General features: G+C 69.7%; 14 protein-coding genes. 1 reads left to right on the forward strand and 13 read right to left on the reverse strand.

What is annotated here, in order from left to right; genetic code table 11:
* Positions 1 to 9 precede the first annotated feature (9 nt).
* From sctT to WS89_RS21600, 13 genes are all read right to left on the reverse strand, one after another.
* Positions 10 to 819 (reverse strand): type III secretion system export apparatus subunit SctT, encoded by an 810-nt coding sequence (sctT, locus tag WS89_RS21540; protein ID WP_059502609.1) that lies wholly within the window; start codon positions 817 to 819, stop codon positions 10 to 12.
* Positions 813 to 1,487: a hypothetical protein gene (locus tag WS89_RS21545; protein WP_059793362.1), complete on the reverse strand. Its 675-nt coding sequence runs from the start codon at positions 1,485 to 1,487 to the stop codon at positions 813 to 815. The genes sctT and WS89_RS21545 overlap by 7 nt, the downstream gene beginning before the upstream one ends.
* Positions 1,480 to 2,862 carry a type III secretion system ATPase SctN gene (gene sctN / locus WS89_RS21550; protein WP_059793363.1) on the reverse strand — a complete coding sequence of 461 codons (1,383 nt, stop codon included), beginning with the start codon at positions 2,860 to 2,862 and terminating at the stop codon, positions 1,480 to 1,482. The genes WS89_RS21545 and sctN overlap by 8 nt, the downstream gene beginning before the upstream one ends.
* The gene (sctL, locus tag WS89_RS21555; protein ID WP_059502604.1) at positions 2,859 to 3,488 is read right to left on the reverse strand and encodes a type III secretion system stator protein SctL; all 630 of its coding nucleotides are present in this window, start codon (positions 3,486 to 3,488) and stop codon (positions 2,859 to 2,861) included. The genes sctN and sctL overlap by 4 nt, the downstream gene beginning before the upstream one ends.
* Entirely contained in the window at positions 3,470 to 4,210 is a 741-nt protein-coding gene (locus tag WS89_RS21560; RefSeq protein WP_059793365.1) for a SctK family type III secretion system sorting platform protein, read from the reverse strand. Before WS89_RS21560 ends, sctL begins: the two co-directional genes overlap by 19 nt.
* Positions 4,207 to 5,094: a type III secretion system inner membrane ring lipoprotein SctJ gene (gene sctJ, locus WS89_RS21565; protein WP_034204428.1), complete on the reverse strand. Its 888-nt coding sequence runs from the start codon at positions 5,092 to 5,094 to the stop codon at positions 4,207 to 4,209. Before sctJ ends, WS89_RS21560 begins: the two co-directional genes overlap by 4 nt.
* A 50-nt stretch (positions 5,095 to 5,144) precedes the next feature.
* The gene (locus WS89_RS21570) at positions 5,145 to 5,621 is read right to left on the reverse strand and encodes a hypothetical protein (protein ID WP_059793368.1); all 477 of its coding nucleotides are present in this window, start codon (positions 5,619 to 5,621) and stop codon (positions 5,145 to 5,147) included.
* Between the two features lie 124 nt (positions 5,622 to 5,745).
* Positions 5,746 to 5,958: a hypothetical protein gene (locus WS89_RS21575; RefSeq protein ID WP_006480857.1), complete on the reverse strand. Its 213-nt coding sequence runs from the start codon at positions 5,956 to 5,958 to the stop codon at positions 5,746 to 5,748.
* Positions 5,959 to 6,098: 140 nt separating this feature from the next.
* A complete protein-coding gene (gene sctD, locus WS89_RS21580; RefSeq protein ID WP_059793370.1) occupies positions 6,099 to 7,457 on the reverse strand; it encodes a type III secretion system inner membrane ring subunit SctD in 1,359 nt (452 codons plus the stop codon).
* Positions 7,438 to 9,474, reverse strand: a complete 2,037-nt coding sequence (gene sctC, locus WS89_RS21585) for a type III secretion system outer membrane ring subunit SctC (RefSeq protein ID WP_059793372.1) — start codon at positions 9,472 to 9,474, stop codon at positions 7,438 to 7,440. The genes sctD and sctC overlap by 20 nt, the downstream gene beginning before the upstream one ends.
* Complete coding sequence (sctS, locus tag WS89_RS21590; protein ID WP_006480854.1) at positions 9,474 to 9,752, reverse strand: type III secretion system export apparatus subunit SctS; 279 nt, start codon at positions 9,750 to 9,752, stop codon at positions 9,474 to 9,476. The genes sctC and sctS overlap by 1 nt, the downstream gene beginning before the upstream one ends.
* Positions 9,749 to 11,956 (reverse strand): type III secretion system export apparatus subunit SctV, encoded by a 2,208-nt coding sequence (gene sctV / locus WS89_RS21595; RefSeq protein WP_059502593.1) that lies wholly within the window; start codon positions 11,954 to 11,956, stop codon positions 9,749 to 9,751. The genes sctS and sctV overlap by 4 nt, the downstream gene beginning before the upstream one ends.
* A 249-nt stretch (positions 11,957 to 12,205) precedes the next feature.
* Entirely contained in the window at positions 12,206 to 13,039 is an 834-nt protein-coding gene (locus tag WS89_RS21600) for a helix-turn-helix transcriptional regulator (protein ID WP_059502591.1), read from the reverse strand.
* A 284-nt stretch (positions 13,040 to 13,323) separates the two neighbouring features.
* Here WS89_RS21600 and WS89_RS21605 point away from each other — a divergent pair, with 284 nt between their 5' ends.
* A complete protein-coding gene (locus WS89_RS21605; protein ID WP_059502801.1) occupies positions 13,324 to 14,232 on the forward strand; it encodes a helix-turn-helix transcriptional regulator in 909 nt (302 codons plus the stop codon).

Below are 14,232 nucleotides of genomic sequence, written 5' to 3' on the forward strand. Positions count from 1 at the left end.
CCGGCGCGCTCAGCCGCCGCCGTGCGCGGCGAACAGCGCGCGCAGCAACGCCATCAATCCGCTGTCGGGGCTCAGCAGCGAATGCAGCGACGCGTACACCACCGGCAGGAACAGGATCATCATCAGCACCGCGAGCGCGCTCTTCAGCGGCTGAGAGAACACGAAGATGTTGAGCTGCGGCACCGCGCGGCCGACCAGGCCGATGCCGAGCTCGACGAGCACCAGCACGATCGTGACCGGCGCGGCGAGCTTCACCATCCATTCGAAGATCGTGTCGGTCTGCCGCACGATGAAGGTCTGCAGCATCGACGAGAAATCGGGGCCGAGCGAGCCGATCGGCCACCATGCGTACGACTGCGCGAACAGTTGCACGAGCACCTGCAACCCGCCCGCCGTGACGAACAGCGCGATCGCGACGAAATTCAGGAATCCCGAGGTCGGGCCGCCCTCGTGCCCGCCCATCGGATCGAAGAAGGCGGCGCTGCCGCTGCCGGTCTGGAAGTCGATCAGGTAGCCGACGCCCTGGATCGCGAACAGCACCGCGCTGAACGCGCCCGCGAGCAGCATGCCGACCATCGCCTCCTTCGCGACGAGCACGCACCACATCAGGAACGGCAGCGCGGCCACCTGCGCGGCATCGATCGTCGGCGCGACGAACGCCGCGATCACGACCGCGATCCCGTTGCGCACGAGGCCCGTGACGATCTGTTCGTTGAACACCGGCACGACGAACATGATCGGCAGCAGGCGCGGCATCACGTAGAGCAGCGGCCGCAGCATGCCGGCGACGTCGTTGAAGCCCGCGGCCTGGTCTAGCATCGGCGCTCCGCGGCGGCGGGCGGGGCGGGATCGTCGGGCGCGGCGCCCGCTTCGGCGTCGGCTTCTGCGGCGCTATCGGCGCCCGTTTCCGTTTCGGTCATTGCCGCATCGAACGCGGCGGCAGCCTCCGGCGGCGTGGACGCATGGCCCGACGCATCGCCCGCGCCGGCCACCCAGGTGCCGCCCGTCGCGAAGCGCCGCACCGCGTAGCCGTCCGCGACTTCATCGGCGTCGCGCTCGACCCGCGCGGCGCGCGCGTGCAGCGCCTTCTCGCCGGCCTTCTCCAGCTTGTCCTCGGCGGCCTTCGCCTTGCGCGCGGCGCGCTGCAGGTCGGCGAGCGTCGCCTCGTGACCGCGATGCACGTGCGCGGCCTCGCTCACCGACGCGCTCGCGGTGCCGATATGGCGGTCGAACGTGCGCGTATCGGCCGCCGCGTTCTGCAACGCACGCGCTTCGCGCACGTCGTCGGCCAGGCGCGCCTGGATCGCCGCCTTCGCCGCGACCTGCTGCGCGAGCTGCGCCTGCGCGGCCGCCAGCGCGCGCCGGCTCTGCGCGGCAATGCCCTGCTGGCGCGCGGCCGCGACGCGCGCGATCTGGCTGCGCATCTCGCGCACGCGCTTGAGGCGGGCGAGCGTCGCGAGCACGAGGCGGTCGTCGGCTTCAGACATGATCGTTCGCCAGCTTCGTCAGCTTCGCGAGCAGCGTGTCGAAGCGCACGTCCTCGTCCGACGCCTGCGCGCAGAACGCGCCGATCGCATCGCGTGCGCGCAGCGCGAGATCGCCAAGCCGGTCGCTGCCTTCGCGATACTCGCCGATCTGCACGAGCAGCTCGATTTCCTGGTACGTCGCGATCAGCTCGCGCACGCGCGCGGCCGCATGCTGGTGCGCGCGGCTCGCGACGAGCGGCATCACGCGCGACAGGCTCGCGAGCACGTCGATCGCCGGATAGCGGTTCGCGAGCGCGATCTTGCGCGACAGCACGATATGGCCGTCGAGGATCGAGCGCACTTCCTCGGCGATCGGGTCCGACTCCTCGTCGCCTTCGACGAGCACCGTATAGAGCGCGGTGATCGATCCGTGCGCGCCCTGCCCCGCGCGTTCGAGCAGGCGCGGCAGCACCGCGAAGGTCGACGGCGGAAAGCTGCGCCGCGTCGGCGGCTCGCCGCTCGCGAGGCCGACCTCGCGCTGCGCGCGTGCGAATCGCGTCAGCGAATCGACCAGCAGCAGCACGCGCTTGCCCGCATCGCGGAAGTGCTCGGCGATCGCGGTCGCGACCAGCGCGGATTTCACGCGCTCCATCGCCGGGCGATCCGACGTCGACACGACGACGATCGATCGCGCGCGCACCTCGGGCGACAGGCTGTGCTCGATGAATTCGCGCACCTCGCGGCCGCGTTCGCCGACCAGCGCGATCACGTTCACGTCGGCCTGCGCGCCGCGCGCGATCATCCCGAGCAGCGTGCTCTTGCCCACGCCCGACGGCGCGAAGATGCCGACGCGCTGCCCGATGCCGAGCGTCATCAGGCCGTCGATCACGCGCACGCCGGTCGGAAACGGCGTGTCGATCATCTTGCGCGCGAGCGGGTTCGGCGGATCCTGCTGCGTCGACACCCACGCGGCACCCGTCACCGGCCCGCGATCGTCGAGCGGCCGGCCGAGTCCGTCGAGCACGCGGCCGAACAGCCCTTCGCCCACCGGAAATACATGCTCGCGCCCGGACGGCACGACGGTCGTCTCCGGCGACAGTCCCGCCACGTCGCCGAGCGGCGTCAGCAGCGTCGTCTGCCGCGAGAAGCCGACCACCTCCGCGAGCAGCGTCGGCTGGTTCGGCGTGCGCAGCTCGCAGATTTCGCCGAGCCGCGCTCGAATGCCCGTCGCATTCAATATCTGCCCGACCGCGTGATTGACGCGGCCCTGCACCGACACCGGCGAGAAAAACGCGAGCCCCGCGTCGAGCTCGCCGACGAGGCGGCCGCGATCGAACGGCACGCCGTCGTCGTCGCCGCTGCCGAACGGCTGCGTATCGTCGAGCGGCGCGTTCATCGCGCGGCGCCCTTCAGCGCGTCGCGGCGGATCGCCTGACGCAACGCGTCGATCTGCAGGTCGAGGCTCGCGTCGATGCGCCCGGACGGCGTCTCGACCGTGCATGCGTGGCGTTCGAGCTGCGCGTCCTCGACGATGCGGATCTTCTGCCGGTTCGACTGCCCCGCGAATGCGCCGCCGAGCGCGTCGCGCATCTCCTCCGTGCGGCCGGGCGCGACGCGCACGATCAGGAACGCCTCGTCGCGCACGAGCGGCGCGATCCGCGCGAGCGCGGCCTCGTACAGCTTCTGCGTGCTCATCTCGCCGACGATCGCGCGCACGGCTTTCACGACGATATCGGCCATCGCGTCCTTCATCGTCTCCATCGTGCGCGTGGCGGCGAGCGCCTGCGTGTACGCCTGCGCGGCCTGCTCGCGCTGCGCGCGGCGCATGCCTTCGTCGTAGCCGGCCGCCTGGCGCTTGTCGAATTCGCGCTGCGCGTCGGCGACGATGCGCGCCGCCTCTTCATGCGCGGTCGCGATCACCGCCGACGCGTCGAGCAGCGCCGCGTATTCGCGCTCCTTGAGCACCTTGCGCTCCGACAGCAGTTGCAGGTTGTCGCTCGTGATCAGAAAAGCCAGTCCCATGACGCGAGCCTCTCGGGAATCAGAAACAGGAACATCAGTTCGCCGAACTGGTCGCGCTGCGCGCGGTTCAGCCAGTACGGCGCTTCGTCGTCGATCGCGCGGTTGAATTTCAGGCGCACGCGCCGCGCCACCGCGTCGCCGGCCACGCCGATGAAATCCGCGAGCAGCCGGCCGCCGCGCGCGCGGATCACGGCCGGCAGCGCGGCGGGATCGGCACGCCACGGTTCGAGCGTTTCGGCGAGCGCGCCGAATTCCGGCGCGCGTTCGAGCGCGAGTTCGAGCGCATCGCCGCCGAGCCGCGCCGCGACTTCCGCGCGGATGCGCCGCCCGGCCAGCGCGTCGCGCAGCCATGCGCGATGCAGCAGCAGCCCCGCATACGCGGCCAGTTGCTCGAGCGCCGCGCCCGGCAGCAGCGCGAGCCGCGCGCACGGATTCGCTACGGCGAAGTCGTGGCGGTCGGCCACGCCGTTGATGTCGAGCAGATGGCGCGCCAGCAGCTTGCGGCCGGCCGCGCCGAACGCGTCCGGCGAACGGTAGCGCGCGGGCCACTCGGCCGGCACGCGCGTCACGTGCAGATAGCGGTCGGGCCGCAGGTTGAAGTCGCAGACCAGCGCATGAAACGCGGCAGCGCGCGCGGCGGGCGGCGGCGCAAGCGGCTGCAGCCACGGCAGCAGCGCCGCCTCGGCCGCATCGCCTGACGCCAGCGCGTGCGGATCGCTCATGCGCCGTCGCGCGCGCCGTCCGGCGTACGCAGCCCGCCGCCTGCCTGCTGCGCGGCCGCGCCGCCGCCCCCGTTCGCGCCGCGCGGCGCGCCGAGCAGGCCCGCGAGCCGCGCACCGAACATCCCGCGCCGGGCGGCCGACAGCGCGATCACCGCGCAGGTCAGCAGGATCAGCGCGAACACGAGCCAGCCGAGCGGCGAGCGCAATCGCAGGATGTCCGACACCGCGCTGCCGATTCCGTCCACGCGCGTCGCACGTGCGGCGGCCGGCTGCAGGAACAGCGACACGTTGTCGTACTGCAGCCCCTCGATGCTGTGCGCGACGAGATCCTTGACCATCGGCGCCATCGCGCGCAGATCGACGCCCTGCCGGTAACGGATGTACACCGCGGCCGACGACGGCTTGATCTTGTCCGCGAGCGGATCGTTCTCCGGAATCACGACCTGCACGCGCGCGACCACCACGCCCTCGATGTCCTGCAGCGTGCGCGACAGATCCTGCGACACGCCGTACAGGTAGCGCACGCGCTCCTCGGCCGGCGTCGATACGAGACCCTGCTTCTGGAACAGCTCGCCGAGGCTCGCGTAGCTCGGCTTCGGCAGCCCGTTCGCCTGCAATACCGTGAGCGCCGCCTGCATGTCGCCGTCCGCGACGCTCACGAGCCACGCGTTGCGGTCCGACGTGTCGCGCGCGTCGTTGTCCTTCGACGCGCTGATGCCCGCGTCGCCGAGCACCGCGACCATCTGGTTCGCGTCGCGCTCCGACAGGCCCGAGTACAGCTCCTTCTGGCACCCGGCCAACAGCACGAGCAGCCCCGCGAGCAGCGCGCGCGCCGCCCGGCTGCGCCACGCATGCGTGCGCGGCGTCGAATCGATCGTCGTCATCGTTTGTCCGCTTCAGGGCGCGTGAAGGCGCATGGCCGCCACGCGCGCTTTCACTCCTGCGTCTTCAGCACCGTATGCGTGAAGCCGTTCGCCGCCTGCGCAACCGACAGGCTCAACTGGTATTCCGAAATCGTGGTGGTTGCCGTCCACTGGAAATCCATCGCCTTCACCATCGTCATCAGCGGATCGCTGCGGCTGTCCGCCATCGACGTCAGCATCTCGCTGCGGTGCTTGTCGATGTTCGCGTATCGCGCGTCGAGATCGTTGCCGTACGTGCGCAACCGCTCGACGAGCGATGACTGGTTCGCCTGCGCGGGCGTCATCTGCACGGCCGGCGCCGCATCCACCGGCGCGCGCGACATCGCGACGCCCGACGAAGACGGTGCGGTGGCCGGCGACGCGCCGGGCTGCATCAGCGCATCGAACTGGCGCACCTGCGCCGGATCGGACGTCGCACCCGTTTGCTGCGCGGCGCTCGCGAGCGCGGCTGCGCCCGGCGGCGCCGCGCCTACGCCTGTTACCGACATGATCGTGTCCTCCTTGACCGGCAGAGCCGGGAACGGGCCGGCCGGCACGCACCCACGCCACACCGGGCGCCCGTCACGGGCGGCCCCGGCATCCGGCGTCGCGCGGCACGGCCGGCGACCGGCGTCACGCGCGGCCGGCGGAACTCAGGTGTTGCGCAACCTGGGCATTCGCCGTCCCCTCCTGCGCGGTCACTGCGTTGCTGGTTTCGAACGTCGCAGTCGATTGCTGAACCTGGAAGTTGATCTTCGTCAGTTCGAGCTGCGTCTTGGTCAGGTCGTCGGCCTGCTTCTGCACGTCGCCCGTGTTGGTCACACCACCTGCTGCCGAGGTACCCATGCTTCGCTCCTTTACGTGAACCACACTCCACATTCCGGCGGCGGCCCCATGCCCCGCCGGCGACGTGACGCGCCGCATGCGCGCGGCGTGTCGCGTAATGCGCGCATCGCGCGACGCGATGCGCCGATCCTGTCGCGACCCTAGTGCGTCGCGCCGTTCGATGCGCCGGCCGCCGCGACGGCCGGCGTCGCCGGCGCATCGGGCAACAGCGTCGGCCCCGGCACCGGCTGCGCGACGCCCGCCGCCGCGCCGCTCGCGAGCGGTGCGACGGGCGGCGCCGGCGCCTGCTCGGGCGCGCTCGCCGACGCGCCGCCGAGCGGCATCGTGATGCGCTGGCCGTTGCGCTCGAACACCACGGCGTCCGGCCCGATCGATACGACGGTCGCCCCCTCCTTCAGTCGTGCGCCTTCGAAATAGCGGCTGCCGTCGACCGTCTCGATGTAGCGCTGGTCGCCGTCGCCGGCGAACACGGTCGTGATCTCCGGAATGCCGGCCGTGCCGCCGAGCGTCGTCGCCGTGCGCGGCGCGGCCGCATCGGCATCGCGCACGTGATCGACCACCTCGAGCGCCGGGCGGGCGTCCTTCATGTAGTTGCGGATGCGCGGCTCGATCTGCGCGCGCGCGGCCGTGCCCGTCAGCTCGATCCGCCCGCGGCCGAGATACGTGACCGTCAGCGCCGTGTCGCTGAAATAGGTCTGCGCGGTCGCCACGAGATCGCTGACCACGTAGATGTTGCCCAGCGCTGCGTTGTCGACGCCCGCGACGATCTGCGCGACGCGCTCGCGCGCGGCCGGGTCGCTCACGTAGCCCGACACGATCACGCCGTCGTCGCGCGGCGCGACGGCCAGCTCCGGATACGCGTGCAGCAGTTGCTGCAGCCGGTGCGTGCGCGCGAGCACCGATTCGTGCTGCCACGGCAGCCGCCCCGACCACGCGACGAAGCCGTAGCCGAGCGCGCCGAGCAGCACGCCCAGCCACAGCGCGACCAGCGCGATCACGAGCCGCCTGCTGCCGAGGCGGCGCAGCCCGCCCGTGAGCCAGCCGAGCCACGCGGCCTCGCGCGCGGCGTCCGGCGCATCGGTTTCGTCGGGCACCGCGACGCTCGCCTGCGCATGCCGCGCGATGCCGAGCCGGATCGAGCCGACCGTCACGACGTCGTTCGGCGTCAGCGAGCGGCGCCCGGTGCCGAGCGGCTCGTCGTTGAACAGCACCGGCGCGCCGGTGTCGCCGCCATGGTTCTGCACCGTCACCGCGAGCGCGCCGACCTGCAGGCACACCTGTTTCGCGCCGATCTCGCGATCGGGCAGGATCACTTCGCAATCGGCCGCCGTGCCGACCCAGTTCGCGCCGCGCGCGAGCGACATCGTGCGGCCGTACATCGGCCCGCTCAGGAAGCACAGATTCCACGGCGACGCGAGCGCGGCCGGGCCGGCCCCTGCGCCTCCCGCGCCGCCGGGCAATGCGCCTTCGCCGTGCGGTTCAATGATGCTCGTCGACATGCGTGACCACTCCTGCGGTCGTCGCCGGCTGCGCCGCCGCATCCGGCGGCGGCAACGCGGGCGGACCGAACTTCGTGCCGGGCAGCGGCTTCGGCGTCAGCGGAACGGCGATGTCGTTGTCCGGCGGGCGATACATCGACATCCCTTCCTGGTTCGCCGGACCGTCGACGCCGGGGTTCACGGGCGCGCCGTCCGGTGCATACATCGACGCGGTCGTCACCACGCGCGGCGTCAGCAGATAGAACCGCTCCATGTGATTGCCCGACTTGTCGGTGTACTTGAACAGGTTGCCGATCAGCGGGATGTCGGACAGCCACGGCACGCCGCTCTTGTTCAGCCGCACCTCGTCGTCGTTGAAACCGGCGATCAAGAGGCTCTTGCCTTCGTCGATCATCGTCTTGGTGACGATGTTGCGCTGCTGGATCACCGGCACGTTCGACACCGCCTGTCCCGGCACGATATTGCCGTCCTGGATGTCGATCGACATCATCACGCTCTGCGGATTGCCCGAGACGGCCGCCGCATTGCGGATCGCCTCGTCGACGATCATCGGCGTCACCTTGATGCTCGTGCCGGTCGTCACGCTGTACAGCGACGAATCCTGGTAGCCCGGCACCTGCACGTAGAACTGCGTGAGGTTCTCGAGGATCGCCTCGGTGTTGTCGAGCGCGAGCACCTTCGGCTTCGAACGCAGCTGCGCCTGGCCTTTCTGCGCGAGCGCGTTCACGCGCGTGAGCAGGTAATTGCGCAGCGAGCCGCCGATCGACGCGGTCAGCGCGATGCCGGTCGGCATGAAGGTGCCGGTCGACCCCGTTTCGGACGCGCCGACGCCGAACGTGAGCGGCGGATTGCCGGCGCCGTTGTACTGCGTGTTGCCGTTCAACGGGTTCGCGCCGTTGCCGATCTGCACGTCGCCGTGCGTCGTATGCAGGCGCCAGTCGATCCCGAGGCTGTCGAGCGAATCCTCGTTGATGTCGATGATCGTCACGTTGATCTCGACGATGCGCGGCCGCTCGTCGAGCTGGCCGATCAGCGACTGGTAGCGGTACATGTTCTCCGGCAGGTCGCGCACGATCACCGCGTTGATCGCCGGATCGGCGACGATCTGCGGCAGCGTGTCGCCGCCGCCGTTGTTCGAGAACGGCGAGAATCCGCCGCCCAGGCTGCTGTCCGCACCGCCATAACCGCCCTGCCGCGGGCCGCCGGAAATATCGGGGAAATCGAGCCGCGGCACCGCGATCGTCAGCCCCGAGCCGAGCTTCACCTGCCGCGCGGCCTGCCCGAGCGGCGTGCTCGACGGCGCCGCGGTCGTGCCGCCGCTCTTGCCGAACAGCCTGCGCAGGATCGTCGCGACGCCCGGCACCGTCACCTCCTTGCCCGAGCGGTTGATCGTGAAGTCCGACGCCCAGCCGTATTTCAGCCGGAACGCGCGAATGTCCGCATGCGCGCCGTTCGCCGACGGATCGCCGACCGAGCCGACCGCCTGTCGCACCAGCTCGACATAGCGGCGCGGGCCGGCCACGTACACGCTGTTCGCACGGTCGTTGATCACCAGCGTGTAGCGCTTGTCCGGAATCTGCATCGCCTGCAGCGCGCGGCCGATTTCGCCGGATGCGTTCGGCGGGATCGGGATCATCTGCGTCTGCGATTGGTCGGCCGGATCGACGTACAGGAACGAGCCGTCGTAGTACCACGTGAGCCCGTAGGTCGAGCAGATCGTGTCGAGCGTCTGCTGCGGCGTGCCGGAGAAGCGGCCGCTGATCACGCCGTCGACCTTCGGGTCGACCACCGCCGTCACCCCCTGCGACGACGCGAGCTCGCGGATGAAGTCGCCGATCTTCTTGCCGTTCGCGACGATCGTGAACGGCTTGTTGCGCCAGCGCAGGTCCGCGGCGCGCGCATGCTGCGCGGGCGCCATGCACAGCGACGCCGTGAGCAGCGCGGTCGCGCACACGGCGAGCGCGGCCCGTTGCAGGCTGCGCGGTTGAAACCGGATCGAGGCGACGCGTCGACGCATCAAAGGACTCCTGTGGAAGAAACGAACATGCGTTCCAGCGCCTGCTGCGCGAAGCGCAGCACTTCGCCGCCGAGCCAGCCCGACAGCAGCACGAGCGCGACCATCACGGCGATCAGCCGCACCGCGATGCCGATATTGGCGTCCTGCACCTGCGTGACGGCCTGCAGGATCGCGACGACGAGGCCCGTGACGGTCGCGATCAGCACGATCGGCAGCGACAGCAGCAGCACCAGCATCAGCGCCTGGCGCGTCAGGTCGAGGATCGTCGAGCTCGTCATTGCACGGCCCCCGGCGCGCGCACGTCGGCGCCCGCGCCGACCGTGCCGTCGTCCGGCGGGTTCTTCACCCAGCCGACCGTATGCAACTGCACGTCCTCCTCGACTTCCTGGTACGACAGCACCGCGAGTTCGGGCAGCACCGGCTGCAGGATCGTCTTCACGTAGCGGCGCGCGCCGAGCGCGACCATCACCGCGAGCCGCGCGGCGCCCGGCGCGTTGCCGTGGCTGCCGGGGCCGGCCGCCTGCGCGGCCTGCACGATCGCGCGCACCTGCTCGCCGATGTCCTGCTTGACCGCGCTCGACAGCGCGAGGAAATTACCCTGCTTGGTGCGCATCACCGCGCTCTCGATCCGTTCCTGCAGGTTCTGCTCGAACAGCACGACCCGCAACTGGCGCGCCGTGCCCGCGTGACGATCGGTGATCATCCGGCGCAGGTCGACGCGCACGAGTTCGACCAGCGCGATCACGTCGTCGGGCTCGTTCGGCGCCCACGTGATCAGGCTCTCGAAAATCACGCGCAAATTGCGGATCGGCACCTGCTCGGCGAGCAGCCGGCGCAGCACCTCGGTCACGCGCTGCAGCGGCACGAGCCGCGTCAGTTCGCCCACGAGTTCCGGATGATCACGGCGCACCAGATGCACGAGCGCCTGCGTCTCCTGGATGCCGAGCAGTTCGTCCGCATGCTGGCGCACGATCTGCTCGACGTGCGCGGCCAGCGCGCCCTCGCTCGACAGCCATTTGCCGTCCGGCGCCGCGCCGTCCGGCTTGATCCACAGCGCGGTCGCGAACGGGCCGAACGCCTCGGCCGGCTGGCGCTCCGCGCGCTCGGGCAGCGGCGCGACGCCGTCCCACAGCAGCCAGCCCGGCTTCAGCGCGCCGTGCGCGACGAGCACGTCCTGCAGGTAGATCCGGTACGTGCCGGCCGGCGCCCCCTCGTCGTCGTTCAGCGTGATGCGCGGAAACACCGTGCCGATGTCCGCGTCGACGCGCGCTTTCGCGCTCGACAACGCCGCCTGCAGTTGCGCGAGGTTCAGGCCCGTGCGCAGGTCATCGGACAGCGACACCGCGATCAGCGACGTGACACCCGCTGCATGCGACACCTTCGCGGGCTGGCCGTCGTCGGCCGCGCCGACGCGCCCCGCGACGTGAATCAGGTTGAAGCTCGGCGAGGACGTCTTGCGCTTGAGCTGCGAGAACGCGAAGACGCCGAGGCCGAGCGCGATCAGCGCGAACGACCATTTCGGAAAACCGGGCACGACGAGAAAACCGGTCAGCACGAACGCGGCGATCAGCAACGCACGCGGGTGCGCGCCCAATTGCTCGCCGAGCTGTTCGCCGAGCTGGCGCTGCCGCGCATCGCGCGTCGCGACGCGCGTCGTCACGATGCCCGCCGCGATCGACACGAGCAGCGACGGAATCTGCGACGCCATCCCGTCGCCGACCGTCAGGATCGCGTAACGCTGCAGCGCCTCGCCGATGTCCATCCCGTGCATCAGCGTACCGACCGCGATCCCCGCGACGATGTTGATGAACGCGATCACGAGGCCCGCGATCGCGTCGCCCTTCACGAACTTCATCGCGCCGTCCATCGCGCCGTGCATCTGCGATTCCTGCTCCAGCTTCTCGCGGCGCTCGCGGGCTTCGTCGGCGCTGATGATGCCCGCGCGCAGGTCGGCGTCGATGCTCATCTGCTTGCCCGGCATCGCGTCGAGCGAGAAGCGCGCGCCGACTTCGGCCACCCGCTCCGACCCTTTCGCGATCACGATGAACTGCACGACCGCGATCACGAGGAACACCACGCCGCCCACCACCACGTTGTTGCCGACCACCAGCCGCCCGAACGCATCGATCACGTGGCCGGCGTTCGCGTGCAGCAGGATCAGCTTGCACGACGCGATGTTCAGCGCGAGCCGGAACAGCGTCGTAAACAGCAGCAGCGCGGGAAACGACGAGAAGCTGACCGCGGACGGCACGTAGGTCGACACCGTCAGCAACACGACGCTCGCCGCGAGATTCAGCGAGATCATCCCGTCGAGCGCGGCCTGCGGCAGCGGCAGGATGAACAACGCGACGACCGCGACGATGAAAGTCGCGAGAAACAGGTCGGCGCGCGGCGAGGCGCCTCCGAGGCGCCGTCCGGACACGCCGCGGCCGGCGGAAAACCACCGCTGCCAGTCGCGGGAGAGCGCCTTCGGTTCAGCCATCGTGCCGTTGTCCTGTCGTTGTCGCCGGCTGGCACGGGCAACCCTTCCCCGTGCTGCGCGGACCGTTGAATGGGACGAGTGTAGCGACGGGAAACGGCGGAAAAAGAAGCGCGCCTCGTAGCGCGAAAGCGCGTTTTCCTCAGACGATCGAATCGGACTACGAAACCCGGCGGCCCGCTCGGACACGCGCCGCCGGAACCGCTTCCATCGCGCGCCGGGGGCCGGCGCGCGCCTGCGACGGGCGTCGGATCAGGACGGCAGCCGCCGCGCGGCGAGGTACGCGAGCTGCGCGCGGTTCTGCACGTTGAAGAGCTTTTCCAGCGAGCGAATGTGGTGCCCGACCTTGTGCAGCGACGTACGCAGCGCGCTCGCGATCTCCTGGTCGGACAGCCCGTGCACGAGCCGGTCGAGCACCTGCTGCTGCTCGTCGCCGAGCGCGAAGCCGCGCATGCGCGCGACCCGCGCCTCGAGGAACGGCAGCGCGACGCGATGCACGGCAAGACTGACCGACAGCGCGCCGCCGATCACGCGATCGTCGATCCAGTCGGTGCCGTGCGTTTCCGACGTCACGTTCACCGCGACGCGCAGGTCGAGGTGCGGCGCCGACAGGCTGAAGATCACGCCGCTGTTCATCGCATGCGCGCGCAGATGGCCGGCGAGCGCGAGCACCTTGCGGTCGCCGCTGCCCTGCGCGGCTGCTTCGATCTCGTCGAGCCGCCACGCGACCGGGAAGCCGCTCTGCCGCACCTGCGCGAAGCGCGGATCGCTTTCGTACAGCATCCCCTCGATGAACGGCTGCATGAACGTCGCCGGCGCGAGGTCGCGCAGCAGATGCGCGCGCAGAATGCGCCGCCCGATCATTTCGTACGCGCCGTAACCGAGCGTACTGAATCCGATTTGCCGCAATCGCGCATGGCATTGCGCGAAATCGAATGACGCGAGGTCGCTTTTACCGGACGTTATTTGAATACCGGTAAAAACGTCGCGCTCGATTGCATGATATTCGTTCGAATAAGCGGCAGCGGCCGCTATATCGGCTTGTGAGAACCACTCGACGCGTGGTGCGCCGTCAGCATATGTCATGAGGAGCCCGCCCCTTTCCCAATATGTGAAACTGCGCCCCGTCACGATCTGGTCTTTTCTTTATGATTTTCTGGTCGTCGCCATAGGCGTGCGAATATGAACCTTTCGCCGCCATTCGTATTACGGCATATTACGCACACACCGGCATTTTTGTACAATGCCCCCGCGTTTCGTCAGGGATGACGATCGGCGCATATCACAACGATGCTCGGTCGCACCGCCGCGAATGCCGTACACGATACGGCCGCCGCCAGGCGATGCGCGTCGATTCCGAGGGATGGCTCATGTCCGATATTGCATTGCATGAAGAAGCGGTCGCCCCAACCACCTTGTCCCGCTCGTCGCGCGGATCGCACGCAAGCGCGGACGCGCTGCGCGAGCGCCCCGTGCAGGTCGTCTGGTGCGACGACGTGAAAGGCGGCGACGTCGCGCAGCCGCACGCGCCGAAGCTCGGCGTTGCCGATACGCTCGCGCACGCGCAGAGCACGGCCGAGCGCAACCGGATCGTCGCGAGCCTGCTGCATCTGACGGGCTTCTCGACGTTCGCGTACTTCGCGCTCGAATTCACGCGCGAGCGCGTCGAAAGTCTTTACCTGCACGAAGCGTTCACGCCGGCCACCTATCGCGGCGACTACGTGCGTCACAACCATCACGACGTCGATCCGCGCACGCTCGGCGCGCGCGTGTGCAACATGCCGATCGTGTGGGACCTGCAGCAATTGCGCCGCGAACACCGCGAGCGCGACGACGCGCCGTGCGTGAGCCCGGCCGCGCTCGACGGCTTCCTGCAGACGATGCAGGACGACGGGATGTGCAGCGGCATCATGTATTCGATGGCCGTGCCGGGCACGCGGCTGCACGCGTTCATGAGCTTCACCGCGCCGCGCCGCACGCGCGAATGGATCACGCCGGCAACGATCGAGCAGGCGCTGTCGATCGGGCTGTCGGTACACAAGTTCGCGTCGCCTCAACTGATCTCGACGTCGCGCGAGCGCGCGGTCAACGGGCTCACGCCGTTCGAGCAGGAGCTGCTGCTCGGCATCGCCGAAGGTGCGTCCGACAAGGAAATCGGCCGGCGTCTCGACACCAGCGCGCACAACGTCGACTATCACCTGCGCAAGCTGCGCAAGCGCTTCGGCGTCGCGAACCGGATCCAGCTCACGTACCTGACGTCGAAGCTCGAGCTGATCTGA

The sequence above is a fragment of the Burkholderia sp. MSMB1072 genome (assembly GCF_001524725.1).
In the GTDB taxonomy this organism is placed as follows: domain Bacteria; phylum Pseudomonadota; class Gammaproteobacteria; order Burkholderiales; family Burkholderiaceae; genus Burkholderia.

Excerpts from the sequence above, each read along its gene's own strand:
- sctT (WP_059502609.1), bottom strand. The coding sequence starts at position 819 with ATGCTAGACCAGGCCGCGGGCTTCAACGACGTCGCCGGCATGCTGCGG.
- sctC (WP_059793372.1), bottom strand. The coding sequence starts at position 9,474 with ATGCGTCGACGCGTCGCCTCGATCCGGTTTCAACCGCGCAGCCTGCAA.
- sctS (WP_006480854.1), bottom strand. The coding sequence starts at position 9,752 with ATGACGAGCTCGACGATCCTCGACCTGACGCGCCAGGCGCTGATGCTG.
- sctN (WP_059793363.1), bottom strand. The coding sequence starts at position 2,862 with ATGAACGCGCCGCTCGACGATACGCAGCCGTTCGGCAGCGGCGACGAC.
- sctL (WP_059502604.1), bottom strand. The coding sequence starts at position 3,488 with ATGGGACTGGCTTTTCTGATCACGAGCGACAACCTGCAACTGCTGTCG.
- WS89_RS21570 (WP_059793368.1), bottom strand. The coding sequence starts at position 5,621 with ATGTCGGTAACAGGCGTAGGCGCGGCGCCGCCGGGCGCAGCCGCGCTC.
- WS89_RS21575 (WP_006480857.1), bottom strand. The coding sequence starts at position 5,958 with ATGGGTACCTCGGCAGCAGGTGGTGTGACCAACACGGGCGACGTGCAG.
- WS89_RS21605 (WP_059502801.1), top strand. The coding sequence starts at position 13,324 with ATGTCCGATATTGCATTGCATGAAGAAGCGGTCGCCCCAACCACCTTG.
- sctJ (WP_034204428.1), bottom strand. The coding sequence starts at position 5,094 with ATGACGACGATCGATTCGACGCCGCGCACGCATGCGTGGCGCAGCCGG.
- WS89_RS21545 (WP_059793362.1), bottom strand. The coding sequence starts at position 1,487 with ATGTCTGAAGCCGACGACCGCCTCGTGCTCGCGACGCTCGCCCGCCTC.
- sctV (WP_059502593.1), bottom strand. The coding sequence starts at position 11,956 with ATGGCTGAACCGAAGGCGCTCTCCCGCGACTGGCAGCGGTGGTTTTCC.
- sctD (WP_059793370.1), bottom strand. The coding sequence starts at position 7,457 with ATGTCGACGAGCATCATTGAACCGCACGGCGAAGGCGCATTGCCCGGC.
- WS89_RS21600 (WP_059502591.1), bottom strand. The coding sequence starts at position 13,039 with ATGACATATGCTGACGGCGCACCACGCGTCGAGTGGTTCTCACAAGCC.
- WS89_RS21560 (WP_059793365.1), bottom strand. The coding sequence starts at position 4,210 with ATGAGCGATCCGCACGCGCTGGCGTCAGGCGATGCGGCCGAGGCGGCG.